Genomic DNA, 21,737 nt, shown 5'->3' on the forward strand with positions numbered 1-21,737 from the left:
TGTCCCCGTTTCTTCTATACCGGCAGCAGCTTCATAACCGTTTCGATAATGATGCCTATAATCGGCAGGGCGAGCACCATAATCAAGACTTTGCCGGCGAGTTCAATTTTTGAGGCAATCCCGTCCTGGCCCGCGTCCCGGACAATTTGAGCGCCAAATTCGGCAATATAAGCAATCCCGATAATCTTCAAAATCGTTTTGAGATAGATGGTCTCAACTCCGGAGGCTTCAGCCAGATTTTCCAGCACACTGATGATTGAACTGATCTTGCCGATAAGCAGAAGGAAAATGGTGATACCTGTGCAAGCGGCAATCAAAAACGCAAATACAGGTTTTTGTTCCTTAAGCACCAGAATGAGTATGGCCGCCAGCAGACCCAGCCCAACGATCTGGATAATTTCCATTCCCGGGCCTCCCTACTGAAAGAGGAAGATCGATTTGATTTCCTGAAATAGGCTGTCCAGCATACGAATAACCATGAATAAAACGACAACGAACCCGATCAGGGTAACCCAATGTGCCATATCTTCCTTGCCCATCTGCTTCAGCACCGTATGGATCATGGCGATAATAATGCCGATGCCCGCGATCTGGAATATTGCATTGACTTCTAAGTTCATGAAAGGCACCTCACTATCAGGTTTAGCGGGAGGCAGCTGAGGTTCGGGAACGTGCTAATAGATCAGAATCACAATAAGTGCTGAGGTGAGCAGCCCGAGACTGCGGAACATCTTCTCGTACCGGGATTGCTCTTCCCTCGCGACAGATTCTTCTGCTTCCAGCTGCCGAACCGCAGTTTCAATATGTTTCAGCTGATCCCTGCGGTCGCTTGTCCCAAGCGAATAGGCCAACTGATACAGCACATCTCTCTCGGCGGGCCTCATCGCGGTGTGTTTCCACTCTTCCCGGATTGCCTGATGGACGCTTTCCTGGGCGCTCAGCGACTGGCTGCCATCCATACCGTCAGCTGCCCTTAGCAGAACAGCCTTGACCGGTTGGCCACTCTGGCTTCCAATCCGGCGAAGTGCGTCCGGCAATGGGGTAAAGCCATAGCTGATCTCTGTCTCCAGTCTTGCGAGCGCCTGGATCAGCCGTCTAATCTGTTCCGGTCTGCTGGCGAACTGCCTGGCCTTGAGCCAGCCTGCCAGCGTGCCTGCCGCAATGATCAGCACCGCCCCAAGCATCTTCAACATGAGAATCACCCCGCTTAAGCTTGATTAGGCCAGCAAGGACCGCTGTTTGTTATCCATCAGCTTGAAGGAGACTCCCTTGTCGGTCCTGGTAAGAACTACATACATTTGGAAAAAAGGTGGATCAACCAGCTTCGCTAAGGAGGGACGATGCATCAGCTCGCCAACCTCGCTTCCATGAGCTGTCGCAATCACCCTGACACCTGCATGAAGAGCCTCAGCGAGCGCCTCCACATCTTCCTGACGTCCAATCTCGTCCACAATAAGCACATCCGGAGACATTGACCGGATCATCATCATGATGCCTTCAGCCTTCGGGCAGGCGTCCATCACATCGGTACGTGGACCTACATCGAAGCTGGGTACCCCACGCTTGCTTCCGGCAATCTCTGACCGTTCGTCGATAATGCCCACCTTGAGCCCAGGCCATTTGGCTTCCGGGTTTCCCCAGCTTCCAAGACTGATTTGTCTAGCCAGATCGCGAAGCAGGGTTGTCTTGCCCTGCTGGGGAGGAGACAGGATCAGGGTATGCTTGACACTGCGATGCTTGAAGTCAAGCAGCTGCGGGAGAACTGCATCACCAATTCCTCTGACCTCACGGGCAATTCTCATGTTAAACCCGCTAATATCCCGGATATGCTCTACTCTGCCGCCACTCAGCACAGTCCTGCCGGCAAGGCCGATTCTGTGACCACCCGAGACAGTGATGAATCCTCGCCGCAGCTCCTCTTCCATCGTATACAGGGAGTGGTTGGTAATTTGATCCAGAAGGCGGTGAGTGTCTTCCCGTCCGGGCTTGTAAGCCGTCCCCGGGTCCCGGCTCAGCTCGCCGCTCTCGGTGACGAAGTAGTAACGTCCCGATGCATTAACTTCAAGCGCCCGTCCTTCCCGGATACGGATTTCTTCAAGCTGGGAGAGAAGCTCGGCGGGAAGAAGCCGGAGCATCCGGGCAAGCTGCTCAGGGAATACAGATAACCAAGATAGATGCATACATACCCCCACAATGAACAGGTTTAGGTGTGTTGACTCTTTTCTTAAGACAAGTCTATGCCTGAGAAATTCCAGGTATGACGGGAATCTATCATTTTTTTAAAATACCTATTAAGAGACAGATCACACCGCAGGCTACCCATCCTATCTTTCCCCAAGAGAGTTTGTCCGCCATGCCTATTAGACCGATTGAAGTAGTTACAATCAGCACGGTAGGTCCTACGAAAGCCAAGGCTGAATTGACAGCCAGAGCTTTATCCACCCGTCCTAACTTGATCATAAGAATGGCCGCAATAATCTCCAGCGTTCCGGAAATCACCCGAAGTGTTGCCATGCTGGCTACGAATTTATCAAGCATAAGCGCCTCCTTACTGAAATCCCTCTCTCTATCGTTATGCGCGCCTGTCCATTTTTAGAAAGAAAAATGATCCTCATGTAAAACTAACCAAACAAAAAAAAAGACCCGCATCATCATGCGGATCTTCGTTAAAGCTATGATATCTTGCCAGCAGCTTATCTGCGGTCCTGAGGGCCTCCAACAAATACTTGCTCCTCGGTATCCAGTTTGTAAGCGGTGTGAAGTGCTTTGATAACCTCCTGCAGCTTGGCTCCGTCAATAACGCAAGAAACCTTGATTTCAGAGGTACTTACCATCTTGATGTTCACACCCTGCTTGGAGATGACATCGAACATTTGAGCCGCAACCCCTGGATGGCTGACCATTCCAGCTCCAACAATCGAGATTTTAACCAGATTGTCTTCTGAGGTGACATCGCGGAAAGGCAGGCTTTCGCGGAGATTTTCAATAACACCAAGCGCCTTCTCTCTATCAGAGAGGGCCACGGTAAATGAGAAGTCTGCTTTTCCTTCCAATACCCCGCTCTGAACAATAATATCAACGTCAATTTGTGCGGCTGCAAGAGAACCGAATACTTTAGCCAGAACCCCAGGCTCATGGGATACTCCAAGAATACTAATCCGTGCCACATTCTTATCATAAGCGATACCGCTAACTACTACTCCCTGCTCCATGCTGACTTCCTCCTTCACAACTGTACCTTCGTTATGGTTAAAGCTTGAGCGCACGACCAGACATACATTATGGTGCTTCGCGTATTCCACCGCGCGCGGATGCAGTACGGCTGCTCCCAGATTAGCCAGCTCCAGCATCTCGTCATAAGAAATTTCATTCAGCTTGCGCGCGCATTTCACGATTCGCGGGTCGGTTGAATAAATGCCGTCCACATCCGTATAAATTTCACACACATCCGCTTCAATCGCTGCGGCAAGCGCTACCGCCGTCGTATCGGAGCCCCCACGGCCAAACGTTGTAATCTCGCCGTCTTCGGTCATGCCTTGGAAACCGGCAACGACTACGATAGCCCCCTCTTCAAGCGACTTCCTTACCTTCTCAGGACGGATGTCTGTAATCCGGGCCTTTCCAAACACGGCCTCCGTCCGGAAGCCTGCCTGCCAGCCTGTATAGGAGACAGCCTTTCGTCCAATTGCATGCAGTGCAATGGACAGCATGGCAATCGAAATTTGTTCACCATTGGTCATCAGCATATCCATCTCTCTGATTGGCGGCTGATCGTTCAGCAGCTTCGCCTGATCGATTAAGTCGTCAGTAGTATCTCCCATCGCGGAGACGACCACTACGCACTGATGCCCCTCATCTTGCTTCTCTGCGATACGTTTTGCTACGCGTTTCATGCGCTCTGTGTCGCCTACAGAGCTCCCTCCGAATTTCATGACGTATAAAGCCAAGTTGGTTCACTCCTCAATGATCATGATCCTGCAAGACCGGCGTCATGGGTTCATCTCTGTAACCGCCGTCTTTGGACACACCTAATAATCGGTAACGCTTTAACCCAGTATAATACGAAAGTCCTTGGGGAAGCCATTCTTTTTGTATATCTATGCAAAAATTCCTCCATCGGGGATGGAGGAATTGACAATAACACTACAATTCTCCATCCGGGGATGGAGAAATTGATCATAACCCTACAAATTCTCCATCCGGGGATGGAGGAATTGATGATAACACTGCGTTTAACAAACCTATGCGCGGGAAATGTATTTACCTTCGCGAGTGTCGATGAGCAGAACATCGCCTTCGTTGATGAAGAGCGGTACTTGAACGTTCAGGCCAGTTTCAAGCTTGGCGTTCTTAGTTGCGCCTTGAGCGGTGTTACCTTTAACGCCCGGCTCAGTCTCAACTACTTTAAGCTCAACGCTTGTAGGCAGGTTAATGCCGAGAAGCTCGCCTTGGTAGCTGACTATCTTAACATTCATGTTTTCTTTCAGGAAGTTAAGCTCCCACTCCAGTTGGTCGGCATCCAGGGAGAACTGGTCATAAGTCTCGTTATCCATGAAGGTATGCTCTTGACCGCTTGCATACAGATATTGAACCTCACGGTTCTCGATCATGGCACGGCCAATCGTTTCGCCCGCACGGAAAGTTTTCTCTACCGTGTTGCCGTTGCGAAGATTCTTCAGCTTGGAGCGTACAAAGGCAGCTCCTTTACCCGGTTTAACATGCTGAAACTCCAGAACCGTAAAGATATCGCCGTCCACTTCTACAGTGAGACCTGTTTTAAAATCGTTGACTGAAATCACAGAAAATCCTCCTCAAGTTAGACAAAATACTTCAATAATTATGCGTTAGTTTGTGCTAAATAACAATAAAATCTTTCGTGGATTCCGTCAACCGCCGCATGCCGTTCTCCGTAATCACCACATCGTCCTCAATCCGGACTCCTCCGAAGCCAGGCAGGTAAATTCCCGGCTCCACAGTAACAACCATGCCCGGCTTTAGAATCGTATCACTCAGCTTGGACAACCGCGGCGATTCATGTACTTCCATACCCAAACCATGCCCCGTGCTGTGTCCAAATTGATCGCCATAACCATAACGGGTAATAATGTCCCGGGCAAGGGCATCCGCTTCAGCTCCAGTCATCCCGGGACGAAGATGTTCGAGGGTATGAAGCTGGGCTTCAAGCACAATGTCATAGATTTCCCGGTGCTTGGCCGTTGGCGTGCCCAGCACAACCGTACGTGTAATATCGGAGCAGTAGCCGTTCAGAAGCGCTCCGAAATCCATTTTTACAAACTCATTATTCCCCAGAACCCGCTCACTTGCAACCCCATGAGGCAGCGCAGAACGTTCTCCTGAAGCCACAATCGTATCAAATGAGGAAGAGGTTGCGCCGTTCTTGCGCATGAAGAACTCCATTTCCAATGCCATTTCAAGCTCGGTCACACCCGGCTTCAAAACTCCCAACATATGCTCGAAAGTACGGTCCGCCAGGTCGGCGGCCTGCTTCATGATGGCGAGCTCCTCCTCATCCTTGAACACCCGAAGAAGCTCTACCAGGCCCGTTACCGGAACCAGTTTCACAGGCGCCAGCTCCTGCTCGTACTTGCGGAAAGCAGAGAATACGACATCATCCTGCTCAAAACCAACCTCATTAATCTGCTCTGCAGTGAGCAGACTCTTCAGCGTCTCACCAACCGAAACGCCGTGTTCAACCACCTCATACCCGGTTGCCTGCTGGGGAGCTTGGGTCATATAACGGAAATCGGTAAGCAGAAAGGCTTTGTTCTGTGTAATCAGCACGTAACCGGAGGACCCAGTGAAGCCGGACAAATATCTGCGGTTAATAGCGCTAGTAATAAATACCGCCTCTAGACCTCTTTGAAGCATTGCTTGTCTTAATTGAACTACCCGTTTGTTCGCCATATTCAAGTCTCCTTATTTCCCGCTTTCCAAGTGACGTCCCATTGCATCCAGGGCTAAATAATAGCTGCCATCGCCAAATCCTGCGATCTGACCAACTGCGATGGGGGCCACTACAGACTTATGTCTAAACTCCTCGCGGGCGTGGATATTGGACATATGTACTTCCACTACAGGGATCTTCACCGTAGTTAAGGCATCACGGATGGCATAGCTATAATGCGTCAGCGCTCCAGGGTTGATGATAATCCCATCAGACTCCCCCATAGCTGCATGGATGCGGTCAATAATATGCCCTTCGTGATTGGATTGGAAGAATGAAATGTGAATTCCCAGGCTCTCCGCCTGCTTCTTAAGATTGTCTTCTATAGAAGCTAAGCTCAAAGAACCGTATATGCCAGGCTCCCGGACCCCGAGCAAATTCAGGTTCGGTCCGTTAATGACCAGAACACGTTTCATCGTCTCCCTCACCCCTTCTGATAAAATAACCAAAGCTTATTTTACCATAGGACAGTTATCCTTGAGAAGCACTTTCACGCCGCAGCAAGGGTTTACGCGGCTCCCTGTCCCTTTCGTCTGTATACTCCATAGCAGCGGTGTACCCGATAAATAAACCCCAAAGGAGGTAGAGACAGAATTCACTGAAATGTGTATTAAAGTTCAGCTGTCTGAATGGGGGAGTCATATGAAGAGCAGGCCCCGCCAATAAAAAGAGCACGGCCCACCATAAGGCCCCGTAGACTAAACCGGGCCAAGGACCTTTTAACTTCCGCAGAAACATCGTGTAAATTAACGCAGCCAGGATGGAGAATATGATAAAAAACAGCCAGCCTATAAAGTAACCTGGCATGGTTTTTAAGTAAGCGTGCTTAAAAAAGGGCTCCGCTAGGAAACCGGGAATGATCTTCGTAAATCTCATAAAGTAAAAAACGCCATGAATCCCTCCCCAGATTAACCCGGCAAAAAAGCCGAGCTGAAGCGCAAACCACCAAGGATTTGTAACTTGTTTACCCTCTCGCTGCCGCTGCTTTGCCATATTGTTTTCCTCATCCTTTCTAACGTGTAATCCTGCACCACATCAGTTTTTAATGTGTAGTATGCACCAAATAAACGGGATGAATCCGACAGCCTGAAGCGATCATGCCATATAACTAGAATTTAGGACTGAAGTTAGATACAATAGACTTTATAGAGATACGGATTTGAGAACCATACAAATCTGAGAATAAATCTTAGGAAGGTGAAGTTGTTGCCTGATCAATCCAAACCAGCCGTTTATGGTGGCCAAGCTGTCATAGAAGGCGTTATGTTCGGCGGGAAACACGTGAATGTTACGGCGGTCCGCCGCAAGAACCAAGAGATTACCTTTTTGGAGGTCCCTAAGCACGATAAGAGATGGGTGAACCAGCTTCGCAGGATTCCCCTGATCCGTGGTGTGGTAAGTATTATTGATGCAAGCGCCAAAGGCTCTAAACATCTGAATTACTCAGCTGAGGCTCTGGCTGATGACGAGGTTGATCCTGAAGAAAGAGAAAAGCAGAAGGAAAAACAGGAATCTGGCTGGTCACTGACTTTAATCCTAGGTGTGGCTATAGTAGGTATTCTTTCCTTTATCTTTGGTAAAGTGGTTCTCACGGTTGTTCCTGCGGTAATTGAGGATTTCCTGTTTAAAAACGCATTCAGCAGCACTTTTTTGCATACGTTGTTGGAAGGTGTCATCAAGATTGTGTTCTTGCTTGCTTATTTGTGGGGGATCTCCCAGACTCCTATGATGAAACGTCTGTTTCAGTATCACGGGGCTGAGCATAAGGTGATCAGTGCTTTTGAAGCCGGGGAAGAACTTACGGTGAAGAATGTGCAGAAGTACAGCCGTCTACATTACCGCTGCGGAAGCAGCTTTATGGTCCTTACCGTTATCGTAGGTGTGGTTATCTATTCGTTCTTCCACTGGGATAACCTGTGGGAACGCGTGTACATCCGTCTGCTGCTGCTTCCGCTGGTGATCGGAGTCTCCTTCGAACTTCTGCGGATCACCAACTCCATGCGTGATATTCCGGTGCTGCGTTACCTTGGATACCCGGGGCTATGGCTGCAGCTGCTGACCACTAAGGAGCCGAATGATGATCAGGTTGAGGTATCCATCGCTTCCTTCAACCGGATGCGTGAACTTGATGCCGAAATGGAAAGCAAATCTTCTGCTGAGCTGTCAACGCTTGGCACCCATCTGGACCCTGTGAAAGGATGATTCAATGATGAGAAAACAAGGCATCATCTTCTGGGTCGTTCTCGGCCTGGCGGCCATCGGAATTGTGAACAGTATGCTTGCTGGCGGACTGTTGAACTGGCTGATTCCTGTTGTATTGGTCGGAATTGTATTCCTTTTATACAAGTTTCCTCCGGCCAAGTACCGTTCCAAGTCTCCCAAAGTGAAGCCTTCTGCCAAAACGATGGCCAAAGTAGCAAAAACGGCGCCGCAGCGCCGTTCAGATTCAACTCCAAAGCGTAAATCGTATCCTTTCCAGGTCATTGAAGGCCATAAGGGAAAAAATGATGATGGTCAGCCCAAATACCACTGAACGTGTATAACAGTTATTACTGTAAGCTAGAAAGCCTGCTGAAAATACTTTGTGAATTCCTCTTCGTAATACTGGGTACTCCAGTCGCCGAAGAATTTGCTTCCTGCACGGAAGCCGGATTCATGAAGCAGCAGGCTTTCTTCATGTGTAATATTGAACTGCGTAACTCCGATGCCAAGGATGGGCACTTTTATCGTTCTATACCGATTCGCCTGCTCAATATACCGCTCATCATGAGCGGACAGCATCGTATCGAACAGGGCCTGAAGCATGCTGAACGGCCCTCCGATCCGATGAGGCTTGCCCGAGTTCTTCCCTACCATTTGAAAACCTACCGTTGGAGTAATTTTGCCATGGCCTCCGTTTGGCTTCACACCATCCTGGTCAAACAGCCACAGGGGCATATTACTGAGCAGACCTCCATCCACAATGTGCAGGAACTGGTCCTTGAAGGCCTTAGACCTTGATAATTTGGGCGGAAGCCGAAGCAGTACGGGATCGAAGAAATAAGGAATGCTGCAGCTCATCCGTACGGCACGTGCCACCTCGAAATATTCCTCGTTAATCCCCAGCTTGTTCAAATCATTGGGAAGAATCAGGATTTTGCCGCTGGTAATATCCGAGGCGATGATCGACAGCTTGCCCGGTTCGATATCCTTGAAGGTTCGAATCCCCTTGGCTAACAGCACCTTTCTAAGCCAATCCTCCAAAGCCTCTCCCGCATACAAGCCTTTCTTAAGCATGATTCGTACTGCCGGACCTACTAGAGGTGTATTAAATATAAACGCTCTCTTCAGAAACTTGGTAAAGTTTGTTTCCAGGATGAGCTCCTTCATTTCCTCAGCCTGATATCCCGATGCCAGCATGGAGGCGACGATGGAGCCCGAAGAAGTCCCCGCCAATTTGTCAAAAGTAAACCCATGAATTTCAGCCGCCCGCACAGCACCAACCAGCGATATCCCCCGAACTCCGCCGCCCTGGAAGACTCCATTAATCCGCATCCAGCACACAGCCCCCATCCCGCATAAGTTGACCGGCCGCAGTAAGGGCGGTGGTCTACTGCTTATGTATGAGAATGGGGGCTGCCTTTATTCCTTATTATGCCTGCATTTTCTTAATTAGAAACTAAATATGATTTCAACAGCGGAAGCAGGCCGAGCGTGTTACTTAGCAGATTCTTTGCACTAAAAAATATACTTCCTTTAACTTCACTATACTGCGTATTATATTTTAGCTGGTTTACAATTTCCTGGGCGGTGTGCCACCCTACCTCTGGTGTACCCAGCTTATACGCTGCGTGGCCAATGTAGAGCTTCACGTTGGTGCCTCTGACCTCACTAGCCCACCAGTCCACCAATTTATCATAACGCGCTGTGTTAAAGGACATACTCCAATAAATCTGCGGCGCCACATAATCGATCCAGTCGTTCTTAATCCATGTGCGCACATCCGCGTACATACTGTCATAATCCGTGATACCTGCCTTCGTATCCGAGCCGGTCACGTCAGTCGCTTTATTCCGCCACACTCCGAATGGGCTGATTCCAAAGCTCACGTTTGGCTTCGCCTGATGGATGGACTGTCCCAAATCCCGAACTAAGCTGTTGATGTTGCTTCGGCGCCAGTCCCCCTTGTTGGAGATGGCCTCCGGGTTATAAGTTTTAAATGTGCTGTCGTCATTAAATTTATCACTGGAGCTCTCGCCTGATGGGTAAAAATAATCATCCAGATGCACGCCATCAATATTGTAGTTCTTCACTACTTCCATCACCGTGTCGATGATCTGCTGCCTCGCCTCCGGTATGCCCGGATTAATGTAGAGCTTGCCTCCCTGCTTCACAATCCAATCTGGATGCTGAACTGCCACACTGTTCGCAGGCAGCTTCGTCACATCCGTGATCGTGCTGGCGCGGAACGGGTTGAACCAGGCGTGAAACTGCATTCCCCTCTTGTGTGTCTCGTCCACCAGGAAAGCGAGCGGATCATAACCCGGATCTTTGCCAGGTGTGCCTGTAAGATACTGTGACCATGGCACAAGGCTTGATGGGTAGATGGCATCAGCAGCTGGTCTAACCTGCACAAAGACCGCATTGATTCCGGTATCCTGCAGCTTGTCGAGCATATCCGTATACTCCGCTTTTTGCTTCACTTCATTTCCATAGGATTTACTGCTTGGCCAGTCAATGTTGTATACCGTGGAAATCCATGCGCCTTTTAATTCAGCAGCATCATGGCCTCCCGGCACCGTACCAGGGATTGTGGGTTCCTCACTCGGATTATCACCAGGAAGTGTTGGGGTTGGAACATCCACCTTATTCTTGGTTACCAGAATTACCTGCTGCTTGGATGCGTTCCAGTCCACGAGCAGGCCCAGGTTCTCACCAACAAACCGAAGCGGAATCATAGTCCGCCCCTTCACCACCTGAACCGTAGCATCCAACGATACCGTGTTTCCGTTGACCTTAGCCGTTTTCTTGCCAGCTTGCAGGATAATGGTGTCCGAATCCTTGCTTATTGTGGCCGTGTTCGTGGATGGCTTCCAATCCACGCTTGCGCCAAGCCCTTCGGTAATCACCCGGACTGGAACCATGGTGAAGCCCGATTTCAGGTAAGGAGGCACATCACTCGTAAGCGGCTGTCCATCAAGCAGCATGGTGATGGTTGATGATTTGGCCAGGGCCGAAGGGGACAAGGACGACAGACTCAGCACCGACAACAGCATCAGCATCAGCAAACTACGAAACTTCATAAACTAGCATCCTCCCAGAATCAATAGATTTGCAGGCGAAAAACAACAGTCTACTAAAAGATCATACACCCTTCTTCACCCTAAAAAAGAATAAGCACCTGTCTATAAGGACAGATGCCTCATTCAAGAATCACTGGTCACTTCACCGTGCATGGCGTGAAGCTGCTGTATTCTTTGTTTATCCTGACGTAAAAATTCGACTAATGTTTCAATTCTCGTGATCGAATCCCAACTTAAATGATGTTCGATCCCTTCCACGTCCTTGTAGATGTTCTCCTGCTGTACTCCAATCATCTCCAGGAACTCTTCAAGCAGCTGATGTCTATCTACGAGACGTTTGCCTACCTTCTTGCCTTTACTGGTCAGAACAAGGCCTCTGTACTTCTCATAGATCAGATATTCGTCTTTGTCTAGCTTCTGGATCATCTTCGTGACGGATGAGGGGTGAACCTCCAAGCCTTCGGCAATATCCGATACTCGCGCATAACCTTTCTCATCAATGAGCTTGTAAATGCGCTCCAAATAATCCTCCATGCTGGGCGTTGGCAATGTAATTCCCTCTTTTCTTATTATCAACAAAATGGCCTGTGCGCCGGGTAAACCTGCTCTTGTAATGATACATGTTTCGCAGAGGACTTGGCAAGTCCTGGCGCCGTATCCTTCTAAGCTTCCTGCTCATTATTGCCATGACTTTAAGGGTCCCTGCGCACACACAATAACCACATTCCCTTTAAGAATGGAGGCTGAAGCGATGTCCACCCATGTTGCGGAGCCACCCGTAAAGCCGCGCGCACATACTAAACCTTTTATTCCCGACTTTGTCTATTTTGAACCGGGGGCACTGGAATATCCGAAGGGAATCAAAATTATGGACTGGGTAAAGTCCCAAGATATCCCTTACAAAATGACCGGCTCGCATAACCGCATAACAGGTCTTCCCGGCGATACCGAGCTCCAGCAATATAAAAATGCCAAACGTACCCTTGTCGTTGGTGTCCGCAAAACGCTGACCTTTGACCAGTCTAAGCCGTCCGCTGAGTATGCCATCCCCATTTCGACCGGCTGTATGGGTCACTGTCATTATTGTTACCTTCAAACCACACTTGGCGCCAAGCCGTACATCCGTGTGTATGTGAATACAAATGATGTTATTGCCGCCGCCAAAAAGTATATTGATGAGCGGATCCCTGAAATCACACGCTTTGAAGCCGCCTGTACTTCTGATCCGGTCGGCCTGGAGCATATCACAGGCTCATTAACCGAGCTCATTGAATTTATGGCCAAGGAAGAATACGGCCGGCTGCGTTTTGTCACGAAATTTCATCATGTCGAGCCCTTCTTAAAGCTCAAGCATAATGACCATACCCGCATCCGATTCAGCATTAACTCGGACTATGTTATCCGTCAATTCGAACCTGCCACCTCTTCGTTCGAGGAGCGGATCGCGGCTGCAGGAAAAGTTGCGGAAGCAGGCTACCCGCTTGGTTTCATCATTGCCCCCATTATCTGGTACGAAGGCTGGGAAGAAGGGTATGGCGATCTGCTCAAGCGCTTAGCGGCTGTTATGCCGAAGGAACCGGTAAAAGACCTCACCTTCGAAATGATCCAGCACCGCTTCACCAAGACAGCTAAAACGACCATCGAGAAGCGCTACCCGAAAACCAAACTTGAGATGGATATCGAGAAGCGAAAGAAGAAATGGGGCCGTTATGGCCAGTACAAATATGTTTATCCGGACGAACAGCAAAACGCCCTGCGAGAATTTATCACAGAGCGGATTTTTGAGTATTTTCCTTATGCCCGTATTGATTATTTCACTTAAAATTTAAGCCAATCCGGGGTGATACTTTGAAGCCAGATCGTAATGTAGGTCATCCGGTTGGTAAACAGCAGAATCCCCATTAGCACCATAAGAGCACCGCCGATTTTCATCATCAGGCTGGAATAGCGCAGAATCCACTTCGTTGAGCCGATGAAGAAGGCCAGTACAAAAAAAGGCAGGGCAAAGCCTACGGAGTAGGCAGTTATCAGCCCCAGCCAGGTGCCGGGAGCGCTTGCGGACAAGGCAATGATAGACATCAGAATTGGCCCGACACACGGGGACCAGCCTGCAGAGAAGCCGATTCCCAGAATGAAGGAGCCTACGTACCCCGCTGGTTTGAATTTAAACTGCATCTTGCGTTCCTTCATCAGGAACTGGGGTTGGAACAGTCCTAGCAGGAATAACCCCATCACGATAATCAATATCGCTGATAATTGACGGATCAGGTCCCGATATTCATTGAACAGCTGGCCAAACATCCCCGCCCCGAATCCAAGCGTGTAGAAAACAGCAGAGAAGCCTAAAATAAAAGCGAGCGTATGGGTCATCGTCCGGAAGCGGACGTTTGGCCTATCCTGCTCACTTCGCAGTGTCTGAACGGACATTCCTGTTATGTAGGATAGATAAGATGGGTACAAAGGCAAACAGCAGGGTGAAATAAATGAAGCGATCCCTGCCGCGAAAGCCACCCAAATATTAAGATCCGGCATAAGTTCCTCCCTCTGATTGAAGAAATTACGCGGTAAAACCCCTTTTACCCAGAAGAGTCAGAATCAGCATGGCAATCAGCAGCAGAACAATCGTTGCGCCAGGAGCCAGGTTCCAGATTCCTGCAACCATAAGTCCCAGAACCACAGCAATCTCCGCAATCACAACCGAGAAGACAACCGAGCTTTTGAAGCTTCGTGCAATTAATAAGCTGCAGGCTGCCGGGATCGTAATTAAGGCGGATACGAGAAGTGCCCCAACAATCTTGATTGCGGTGCTAATGACCAAGGCGGTCATGACGGTAATCAATAAATTCAGCCATTTCACGGGAAGTCCACTTACCGCGGCGGCATCCTCTTCAAAGGTAAGCAGGAAGAATTCTTTGAAGAACAGACCGATTCCAACTACAACGAGCACAGTGACCGCGCCGACCACGTACAAATCCGTTGTATCCAATGTATAAATACTGCCGAATAAATAACTCACAACATCGGTATTATATCCCATTCCTAGCGTGAAGAACAGGGAGGCCAAAGCGACACCACCAGACATGATGATGGCTATGGACAGCTCAGCATATCCCCGGTAGGCCTTACGCAGCTTCTCAATCGCAAATGAAGCCACAATCGCGAAGATCAGACCAATGGCAATCGGATAGATATTGATTAGAAAACCGAGTGCAACCCCAGCAATCGTGACATGTGCCAGCGTGTCCCCGATCATCGACAATCTGCGAAGTACGAGAAAGATGCCAATAAGCGGAGCCGTGATTCCGATAAGTATCCCACCGGCAAGCGCCCTCTGAAAAAAATCAACGGTTAAAATCTCCAAGTTTCATATCTCCTTCAAAATATATCTATCGAACCCTGGGGCAGATCATTGCATCGTATTCAGGGAATGCTGAAGATCCGATATCCCGCAATCCTGATCATGGGAGTGTCTTACATAAAATTTAATCCCGCCACAGCGGTCACGAGGCTCCTTGCCCAGGTATCCCTCAATCATCTCAATATCATGGGAGACCATAAGGAAGGTCATGTGATGATGGGCATGCATGTGGAAAATCAGTTCAAAGAAATCTGCCTGCGTCTGCACATCAATCCCTACCGTGGGCTCATCCAAAATCAACAAATCAGGATGATTAATAAGCGCACGGGCCAAGAACACCCGCTGCTGCTGCCCACCTGACAGCTGGCCGATCCGCTTGTCAGCGATATCAGTGATTCGCATGACCTCCATAGCGTCCGCACATTTCTGATGGTCGGACTTATTCATCCTGCGGAAGATCTTTGTGTTGCAATACAGCCCGGAAAGCACAACTTCCCGCACAGTGGCGGGAAACAGCGGATTGAAGGCATTCTTCTGGGGAACATAACCGATACGTTCCCAGTCTTTGAATTTCTGTATCGGCTGACCGAACAGCCTGATGCTCCCTTGGGAAGGGGAGAGCAGCCCTACAATCATTTTCAGGAGCGTAGTCTTCCCCGTCCCATTCGAGCCAATGACCCCGACGAAATCCCGTTCCTTGGCGGAGAAGCTGAGGTCTGTAATTACCTTCTGATCTCTATACGAGAAGGACACCCCTTCAATATCAAGTATATTCTGATGACAAAATGCTGCTTGCTGGTTGCTGTCTAAGCTCATAAGCGGCCGCCTTCCATTTCCTTGGAATAACTATCTTTATTGTAAAGCTAGAATTAGATTTTGCAAATTCTTCTCCATAAGGGTGAAGTAATTATCCTTGTTCTGCTCTTCCTGTTTGGTGAGACCCTCTACCGGATTTAGCACAAGGGTCTGCACCCCTGTCTCACTGGCCAGCGTGCGGGCCATCTTATCCGAGACCAGCTCTTCGAAGAAGATATATTTAATATTTTCCTCTTTAACAATCTTGGAAAGCTTAATGATGTCCTGTGCCCGTGGTTCGGCATCAGGTGATAAGCCCATAATGGCATGCTGTGTCAATCCATAATCCCGGCACAGATAACCAAATGCTTGATGAGAGACTACAATTTCTTTTTTGCTCATTTTAGATAATTCTGTGGTGAACTTCGCGTCCAGCTTTGCCAGCTGATCCGAGAGCTGCTGATAACGCGCCTCATATCCGCTCTTATGGGCGGGGTCTACCTGAATGTAGCTGTCTTTAATGTTCTTTGCAATCTGCATCGCTGATTTTGGGCTGACCCATGTATGCGGGTCCGTCAGATGAGCTTCAGGGGAAGCATTTGCATCGCCGTGGTCATGTCCATCTTCGTTCTCTTCAGCCTCGATCAGCTTAATTCCCTTGCTTACCTCTACGGTTGTCACTTTGGAATCTTTGCTCAGTCCCTTTAGAAAATTAGGGACCCAGCCCTCAAGCCCAGCTCCATTGTAGAGAAACAGCTGTGCCTTGGAAGCCGTTATCATGTCATTACTGCGCGGAGTCCACTCATGCGGCTCCACACCGGCAGGCAGCAGATTAATGACGTTGGCGTTCTCGCCTCCTATGGCGGAAGCGAATTCGTAGATCGGGTAGAAACTGGTTACCACATTGACTTTGCCTTCCACAAGCTGACCGTTCCCGCCTCGGCCGCAGCCGGCCAGTATACCTATAATTAAGAGTCCAATAAGAGCCCCGCCAAATCTAATTTTCATCATCTTTCGCCTTCCCTATTCGTAATAATTACAAAGAGAATTATAGGGTCACTATAAAATGAATGTCAACCCCGAGTTCCATTGTTCCCTGCCAAAAGAAAAAAAGACCTTTTCTAATGGATAAGGTTCCACTAGAAAAGGTCTTTCTACATCTACATAAGCTGAGTTCAGCGATTATTTAACCACAGCACCATTCGGCATACTGTCCGGTACCGTAGCCAGGGTCAATTGATCTCCCTGTGAAGCTGCAAGAATCATGCCTTGGGACAGCTCACCCCGCAGCTTAACCGGCTTAAGATTAGTTACCACAATCACTTTGCGGCCAACCAGCTCTTCAGGCTTATAGAACTTGGCGATTCCTGATACCACCTGTCTCTGCTCAAACCCAAGATCCAGCTGCAGCTTCAGCAGCTTATCCGCTTTTGGAATCGCCTCCGCTTTAATGACCTGCCCTACCCGGAGCTCCACCTTGGCAAATTCATCAATGCCGATCTCGTCTTTGAGCTCGGGTGCCGGTGCATGGGTATCAGCACTCTCACCTGATGCTGACTTGGCAGGCTCCTCCGCAGCTGCAAAAGCTGCTGCAGTGCCAGCCATAGCCTGCACAATGTAAGCGACCTCCTCGGCACTGTCCAGACGCGGGAAGATCGGCTCCCCTTTGCCAAGCTTAGTTCCAGCAGGAATCAGGCCAAATGATTTGGCGCTGTCCCAAGTGGTCAGCTCCCCTTGCCCGATTCCAAGCTGTGCCCAGATTTTGGCTGGTGCCTGGGTAAGGAATGGCTGAAGCAGAATCGAAGCAATCCGCAGAGACTCAACCAAGTGCACCATAACCGAGGCCAGTTCATCTTTCTTGGACTCATCTTTAGCAAGCGTCCAGGGCTGCGTCTCATCAATATACTTGTTCGTACGGCTGACAAACTGGCTGATCGCGGTCAGGGCAACGGAGAATTCCAGGTTCTCCATTACCTCTTCTACCTTGCCAATAGCAGCCTCGGCAGCACGTGTCAGCTCCTGGTCGTACGGGGTCACATTTGGCACATACGCCGGCAGTACGCCGTCGAAATACTTGTTAACCATCGCCACAGTCCGGTTGAGCAGGTTGCCGAGGTCGTTGGCCAGGTCGGAGTTGATTCGTTCAACGAAGCTCTCTGGAGTAAACTGCCCGTCGGAGCCAAATGGAACTTCTCGAAGCAGATAGTAGCGTGTTGCATCGAGTCCATAGCGGTCGATCAGGGTGTTTGGGTCCACCACGTTACCTTTGGATTTGGACATTTTGCCATCTTTCATCAACAGCCATCCATGTCCAAACACTTTCTTAGGCAGTGGAATATCGAGAGCCATCAGCATAATTGGCCAGTAGATGGAGTGGAAACGCACAATCTCTTTACCTACGAGGTGCACATCCGCGGGCCAATAGCGCTGATACAGCTCGTCATTATCCGTTCCATATCCGAGGGCGGTAATATAGTTCGACAGGGCATCGATCCATACGTAAACCACATGCTTCGGATCCCCTTTTACCTTCACACCCCATTCGAAAGTCGTACGGGACACTGCCAAATCCTCAAGCCCCGGCTTAATGAAGTTATTGATCATCTCATTCTTGCGGGACTCCGGCTGAATGAAATCCGGGTGCTCCTCGTAATACTGAAGCAGACGGTCTGCGTAGTGGCTCATTCTGAAGAAATAGGATTCTTCCTTCACCAATTCGACAGGATGACCGCTGTCGGGACTCTTGGCGCTTTGGATGTTCCCCTTCTCATCCCTTACGATATCTACGAGTTGAGTCTCGGTATAAAACGTTTCGTCCGGGATACTGTACCAGCCCTCATATTCTCCTTTATAAATGTCACCCTTTTGTAACAATCGGTCGAAGATATCCTGCACTATTTTTTTATGATTTTCGTCTGTGGTGCGGATAAAGTCATCGTTGGAAATGTCAAGCTTCTTCCACAGCTGCTTGATGCCTGCCACAATATCATCAACAAATTGCTGCGGGGTCTTGCCGCTTTGCTGGGCCTTCTGCTCAATCTTCTGTCCATGTTCGTCCGTACCCGTCAGGAAGCGGACATCGTAGCCACGCAGACGCTTGTACCGGCTCATAGCATCCCCCGCCACGGTTGTGTAGGCATGCCCTATATGCAGCTTGTCACTTGGGTAATAGATCGGTGTTGTCAGGTAAAACGTTTTTCGATCAGACATGAAATAGCCTCCTTCAAATTATCCGCATGAAAACCATACTTCCAAATCACTTCTGTAAGCCCATCTTCTTCTGCGGCAAAACAAAAAAACTCCCGCCCGCAATGGGACGAGAGAGTTCTCACGTGGTACCACCCAAATTCCCCAGGATTCATCCATGCAATTCCCAGGCTCAATTTCCGTCTGAATGTAGACGCACCCTTAACGCTGGTTCTGCGCTGCTCCCTTACTCAGACCGTCCAGACCATGGCTGACAGCTCGAAAGCAGTTCCTCCCGGACCATCTTCCAAAGTCCCTCCAGACCGGCTCACAGCTTACCCCGGCTCTCTGTACTGGCGGATGCTTCGTACTTATCCGTTCACAGGAAATGGATATGCAAATCATTTATATAAAATATATGAAATGTCATGAGGACTGTCAAGTCATCCCTCTTCCCTTTCCCGGTTAACCGTTTTGCGGGGAGGTACAGGATCGAGGCCGCCCGGATGAAACGGGTGGCACTTGGCAATTCTTTTCGCCGCTAACCAGGAGCCTTTCAGCGCCCCATGAACCTCAACCGCCTCCAAAGCATAGGCGGAACATGTCGGATAGAACCGGCAGGTTGGCGGCTTCAAGGGAGAAATGAATTTGCGGTAGACATGAATGGGTCCCTGCACCATTTTGCGCCCTATTGACATGTGATCAACCCTCTTGTCCTACCGGCTTTGGCTGCTCCCGGTCCACACGGCAGTTCTTGCAGTAGCCGAACACCTCAAACTTGTGCTTAACCACCTGGAATTGTTCTGGCGCATCCGTAAGCGGCATTGGGCAGAAATGAATCGGATAGGTCTTCTCACACTGAAGGCATATCATATGGTGATGATGGTGATTCTCGCTGCATCCGCCTCTAAATTTAAGTCCATCTTCAAATACAACCTGTTCGATCGCCCCAAGCTCCTCCATGACCCTCAGGTTGCGGTAGACGGTATCAAAGCTGAGTCCGCTGTATTTTTTGCACATATAGTCATACACATCTTTGGGTGTCAAATATCCTTCCGTTTCCGAAAACAACTTCGCCAGCGTCCTCCGTTGATCCGTAATCCGAAGTCCTTGCGCTGACATGATACGGATGATCTGTTCTGTCGACAGCATATGCTTTTCCTCCTGCCCTGACAAATCTGTCTACTAATCATAATGCCGCAAATAAAAGATAGAGTCAAACTGGACGAGGCTGGACACAAACAGCCCTGCTCCCACTGTGTTTAACACAAGAGAAGCAGGGCCATTCTTACATAATAGGTATAAGTCCGGTTGTTCTTAACTATATAAAATGAACTTATGAAGGTTACCCTTTAGGGGTACTGCGATGCCAAGTGTTCTTTAAGGCCCCTGTTGTCTCCGAAATCCTTGAACTAGATATTCATTGGAGCATTTCGGAGACAAAGGCGGACGCTCCGCTTCTTCAGAATCACTCGGCCTCTCCGCTGAGAGAGGTTAATTTTTAAAGTTCGTTTTATATAGAAGCAACCTCTGCAGGGAACCTGCTGCTTAGGGTTACCGGCAGTTTTCCCTCAGCCTGAATCTGCCCAACCAATACCTTAGCAATGGCATCAACCGTTACAGGACGGTTCTCATAAGCGCATAAGTATGTGGTGACATCCGGTATTTCATTGATATCATACGGATTTCTAACAGAAACAACAATGAGCTTGCCGCCCGTACGCTGATTTAAATCCTCAATCAACAGCTTCTGTCCTTCCGGCAGACGTCCCTCTGAGGTATAAGTAACCACAACGATCTGGCTGTATTCCGCGCTCCGCTCAATTGCAGCCGAGATTTCAGAGCTTTTCGGATGCGAGCCAATCAGTATCTCATCTACTTGGAAGTATGGCGCTAAAGCCTCGCCAAGTGTATATCGGAAGTGAGCCGGCTCATCAACCTCAGTAAAGTGGCGGACCTCAGCCCAGATTACAAGTGTTCTGGCATCGGTTCGGAGGGGAAGGTTATTCCCGGCATCCGTCACCAAGGTGATGCTCTTCTCAGCAATCTGGCGAAGGATTCGCTCGGACTCCTCTGCGGGAGTCAGAGGAACCGTTATCTCTGGTGCTTTATCGCTGATTTGCCCAATTCTCTTCTCTTTCAATGACAGAATTCGCTCCAAGGAAGCATCAATCCGCTCCTCAGTCAAACGTCCGCTGTTCACGGCTGCACGTACCGCCTTGATTGCGGCAACCTGGTCCTTCATAGTATGACTAACCAGAATTAGATCAGCCCCGGCTTCCAATGCTTTCACTGCCCCTTCGGGAATGCCGACCGATTTGGAAATCGCATGCATTTCAAGACAATCGGTCACAATTAGTCCCTCATAACCAAGCTCCTCGCGGAGCAGCTTAGTCAGCACCCCATAAGACAAGGTTGCAGGGATCTCCTCACTTTCGAAGGCCGGGAAGATCACGTGGGCCGTCATGATCATATCCACGCCCACCTCAATCGCCTTGCGGAAAGGCAGCAGCTCTACCTGTTCCAGGCGCTCTTTATCATGGGGAACAACCGCCAGCCCGAGGTGGGTATCCACAGCTGTGTCCCCGTGCCCTGGGAAATGTTTGGCTGTTGCGCTTACGCCTTGGTTCTGATATCCCTTGATCGCGGCAGCGCCATGAGCAGCGACCAGTTTAGGGTCTTCCCCGAAGGAGCGAACCCCGATGACCGGATTCACCGGATTGTTATTCACATCAACAACCGGGGCAAAGTTAAGGTTAATCCCAAGTTTGAAGAGCTCCTCACCGCCCAGAGCGGCAGCCGCCTCGGTTAACTTGAGATCACCTGCAGCTCCAAGGGACATATTGCCCGGAATCCGGCTGACCCCGTCATGATCAATCCGGGAGACCATGCCGCCCTCCTGATCAATGGCAATGAACAGCGGAATTTCACTAAGCGGCTTGGAAAGAACCTGCAGATTATGCGAAAGATCCGCAAGCTGTGAAGCCGAGCCTACATTACGGCGGAAATATATGACACCGCCAAGATGGTACTGCTCGATCAGCGTCTTGATTTGCTCGTCAGGTGTTTGGCTGTGAAACCCGCAAATAAACAGCTGCCCGATTTTTTCATCTAGGGTAAGTTTGCTTAATTGAACCAATTGAATGCACCT

General features: G+C 49.4%; 24 protein-coding genes and 1 other annotated feature. Of the genes, 3 read left to right on the top strand and 21 right to left on the bottom strand.

Annotated elements, in window-relative coordinates:
• Positions 1-14 precede the first annotated feature (14 nt).
• The 10 genes from spoIIIAD to KJS63_RS02505 form a co-directional block, all read right to left on the bottom strand.
• Entirely contained in the window at positions 15-404 is a 390-nt protein-coding gene (spoIIIAD, locus tag KJS63_RS02460; protein WP_068616924.1) for a stage III sporulation protein AD, read from the bottom strand.
• A gap of 12 nt (positions 405-416) precedes the next feature.
• The gene (spoIIIAC, locus tag KJS63_RS02465) at positions 417-620 is read right to left on the bottom strand and encodes a stage III sporulation protein AC (protein ID WP_068616922.1); all 204 of its coding nucleotides are present in this window, start codon (positions 618-620) and stop codon (positions 417-419) included.
• Between the two features lie 54 nt (positions 621-674).
• Positions 675-1,193, bottom strand: coding sequence for a stage III sporulation protein SpoIIIAB (gene spoIIIAB / locus KJS63_RS02470; RefSeq protein WP_213617811.1), 519 nt, complete (start codon positions 1,191-1,193; stop codon positions 675-677).
• A 24-nt stretch (positions 1,194-1,217) separates the two neighbouring features.
• Positions 1,218-2,180 carry a stage III sporulation protein AA gene (spoIIIAA, locus tag KJS63_RS02475; RefSeq protein WP_213617812.1) on the bottom strand — a complete coding sequence of 321 codons (963 nt, stop codon included), beginning with the start codon at positions 2,178-2,180 and terminating at the stop codon, positions 1,218-1,220.
• Positions 2,181-2,271: 91 nt separating this feature from the next.
• On the bottom strand, positions 2,272-2,538 hold the full coding sequence (locus KJS63_RS02480; protein ID WP_068616918.1) for a YqhV family protein: 267 nt from the start codon (positions 2,536-2,538) through the stop codon (positions 2,272-2,274).
• 155 nt (positions 2,539-2,693) lie between these two features.
• Positions 2,694-3,947 carry an aspartate kinase gene (locus KJS63_RS02485; RefSeq protein ID WP_213617813.1) on the bottom strand — a complete coding sequence of 418 codons (1,254 nt, stop codon included), beginning with the start codon at positions 3,945-3,947 and terminating at the stop codon, positions 2,694-2,696.
• 294 nt (positions 3,948-4,241) lie between these two features.
• Positions 4,242-4,799 (bottom strand): elongation factor P, encoded by a 558-nt coding sequence (efp, locus tag KJS63_RS02490; protein WP_068616915.1) that lies wholly within the window; start codon positions 4,797-4,799, stop codon positions 4,242-4,244.
• Positions 4,800-4,854: 55 nt separating this feature from the next.
• A complete protein-coding gene (locus KJS63_RS02495; protein ID WP_213617814.1) occupies positions 4,855-5,925 on the bottom strand; it encodes a M24 family metallopeptidase in 1,071 nt (356 codons plus the stop codon).
• Between the two features lie 12 nt (positions 5,926-5,937).
• A complete protein-coding gene (aroQ, locus tag KJS63_RS02500; protein WP_213617815.1) occupies positions 5,938-6,381 on the bottom strand; it encodes a type II 3-dehydroquinate dehydratase in 444 nt (147 codons plus the stop codon).
• Between the two features lie 55 nt (positions 6,382-6,436).
• Positions 6,437-6,958, bottom strand: coding sequence for a YqhR family membrane protein (locus tag KJS63_RS02505; protein WP_213617816.1), 522 nt, complete (start codon positions 6,956-6,958; stop codon positions 6,437-6,439).
• 213 nt (positions 6,959-7,171) lie between these two features.
• Between KJS63_RS02505 and KJS63_RS02510 the strand changes: the two genes are divergently transcribed.
• Together KJS63_RS02510 and KJS63_RS02515 are read left to right on the top strand one after the other, a co-directional pair.
• Positions 7,172-8,167, top strand: a complete 996-nt coding sequence (locus KJS63_RS02510; protein WP_213618308.1) for a DUF1385 domain-containing protein — start codon at positions 7,172-7,174, stop codon at positions 8,165-8,167.
• A gap of 7 nt (positions 8,168-8,174) precedes the next feature.
• Entirely contained in the window at positions 8,175-8,498 is a 324-nt protein-coding gene (locus tag KJS63_RS02515; protein WP_068616905.1) for a hypothetical protein, read from the top strand.
• A gap of 26 nt (positions 8,499-8,524) precedes the next feature.
• On the opposite strand, the gene KJS63_RS02520 is transcribed toward KJS63_RS02515, so the two are convergent.
• The 3 genes from KJS63_RS02520 to mntR form a co-directional block, all read right to left on the bottom strand.
• Positions 8,525-9,499: a patatin-like phospholipase family protein gene (locus tag KJS63_RS02520; protein ID WP_213617817.1), complete on the bottom strand. Its 975-nt coding sequence runs from the start codon at positions 9,497-9,499 to the stop codon at positions 8,525-8,527.
• 113 nt (positions 9,500-9,612) lie between these two features.
• Entirely contained in the window at positions 9,613-11,247 is a 1,635-nt protein-coding gene (locus KJS63_RS02525) for a family 10 glycosylhydrolase (RefSeq protein WP_213617818.1), read from the bottom strand.
• A 123-nt stretch (positions 11,248-11,370) separates the two neighbouring features.
• Positions 11,371-11,796: a transcriptional regulator MntR gene (gene mntR, locus KJS63_RS02530; protein ID WP_068616900.1), complete on the bottom strand. Its 426-nt coding sequence runs from the start codon at positions 11,794-11,796 to the stop codon at positions 11,371-11,373.
• A gap of 202 nt (positions 11,797-11,998) precedes the next feature.
• On the opposite strand from mntR, the gene splB reads away from it, so the two are divergent.
• Positions 11,999-13,069, top strand: a complete 1,071-nt coding sequence (gene splB, locus KJS63_RS02535; protein WP_213617819.1) for a spore photoproduct lyase — start codon at positions 11,999-12,001, stop codon at positions 13,067-13,069.
• On the opposite strand, the gene KJS63_RS02540 is transcribed toward splB, so the two are convergent.
• From KJS63_RS02540 to nagZ, 8 genes are all read right to left on the bottom strand, one after another.
• Positions 13,066-13,779, bottom strand: coding sequence for a cytochrome c biogenesis CcdA family protein (locus KJS63_RS02540; protein WP_213617820.1), 714 nt, complete (start codon positions 13,777-13,779; stop codon positions 13,066-13,068). The two genes, splB and KJS63_RS02540, sit on opposite strands and share 4 nt — an antisense overlap.
• Before the next feature lie 25 nt (positions 13,780-13,804).
• Entirely contained in the window at positions 13,805-14,608 is an 804-nt protein-coding gene (locus KJS63_RS02545) for a metal ABC transporter permease (RefSeq protein WP_068616894.1), read from the bottom strand.
• A 45-nt stretch (positions 14,609-14,653) separates the two neighbouring features.
• Positions 14,654-15,421, bottom strand: a complete 768-nt coding sequence (locus tag KJS63_RS02550) for a metal ABC transporter ATP-binding protein (protein ID WP_213617821.1) — start codon at positions 15,419-15,421, stop codon at positions 14,654-14,656.
• Positions 15,422-15,457: 36 nt separating this feature from the next.
• Positions 15,458-16,411: a metal ABC transporter substrate-binding protein gene (locus KJS63_RS02555; protein WP_213617822.1), complete on the bottom strand. Its 954-nt coding sequence runs from the start codon at positions 16,409-16,411 to the stop codon at positions 15,458-15,460.
• 171 nt (positions 16,412-16,582) lie between these two features.
• The gene (gene metG / locus KJS63_RS02560; protein WP_213617823.1) at positions 16,583-18,610 is read right to left on the bottom strand and encodes a methionine--tRNA ligase; all 2,028 of its coding nucleotides are present in this window, start codon (positions 18,608-18,610) and stop codon (positions 16,583-16,585) included.
• A 99-nt stretch (positions 18,611-18,709) separates the two neighbouring features.
• Positions 18,710-18,978 (bottom strand) — a binding site (T-box leader).
• Positions 18,979-19,029: 51 nt separating this feature from the next.
• The gene (gene yidD, locus KJS63_RS02565; protein WP_213617824.1) at positions 19,030-19,284 is read right to left on the bottom strand and encodes a membrane protein insertion efficiency factor YidD; all 255 of its coding nucleotides are present in this window, start codon (positions 19,282-19,284) and stop codon (positions 19,030-19,032) included.
• Between the two features lie 4 nt (positions 19,285-19,288).
• A complete protein-coding gene (locus KJS63_RS02570) occupies positions 19,289-19,738 on the bottom strand; it encodes a Fur family transcriptional regulator (protein WP_068616886.1) in 450 nt (149 codons plus the stop codon).
• A 361-nt stretch (positions 19,739-20,099) separates the two neighbouring features.
• Positions 20,100-21,725 carry a beta-N-acetylhexosaminidase gene (gene nagZ / locus KJS63_RS02575; RefSeq protein ID WP_213617825.1) on the bottom strand — a complete coding sequence of 542 codons (1,626 nt, stop codon included), beginning with the start codon at positions 21,723-21,725 and terminating at the stop codon, positions 20,100-20,102.
• Positions 21,726-21,737: the final 12 nt, after the last annotated feature.

The organism is Paenibacillus sp. J22TS3 (assembly GCF_018403205.1).
Classification (GTDB): Bacteria; Bacillota; Bacilli; order Paenibacillales; family Paenibacillaceae; genus Fontibacillus; species Fontibacillus tuaregi.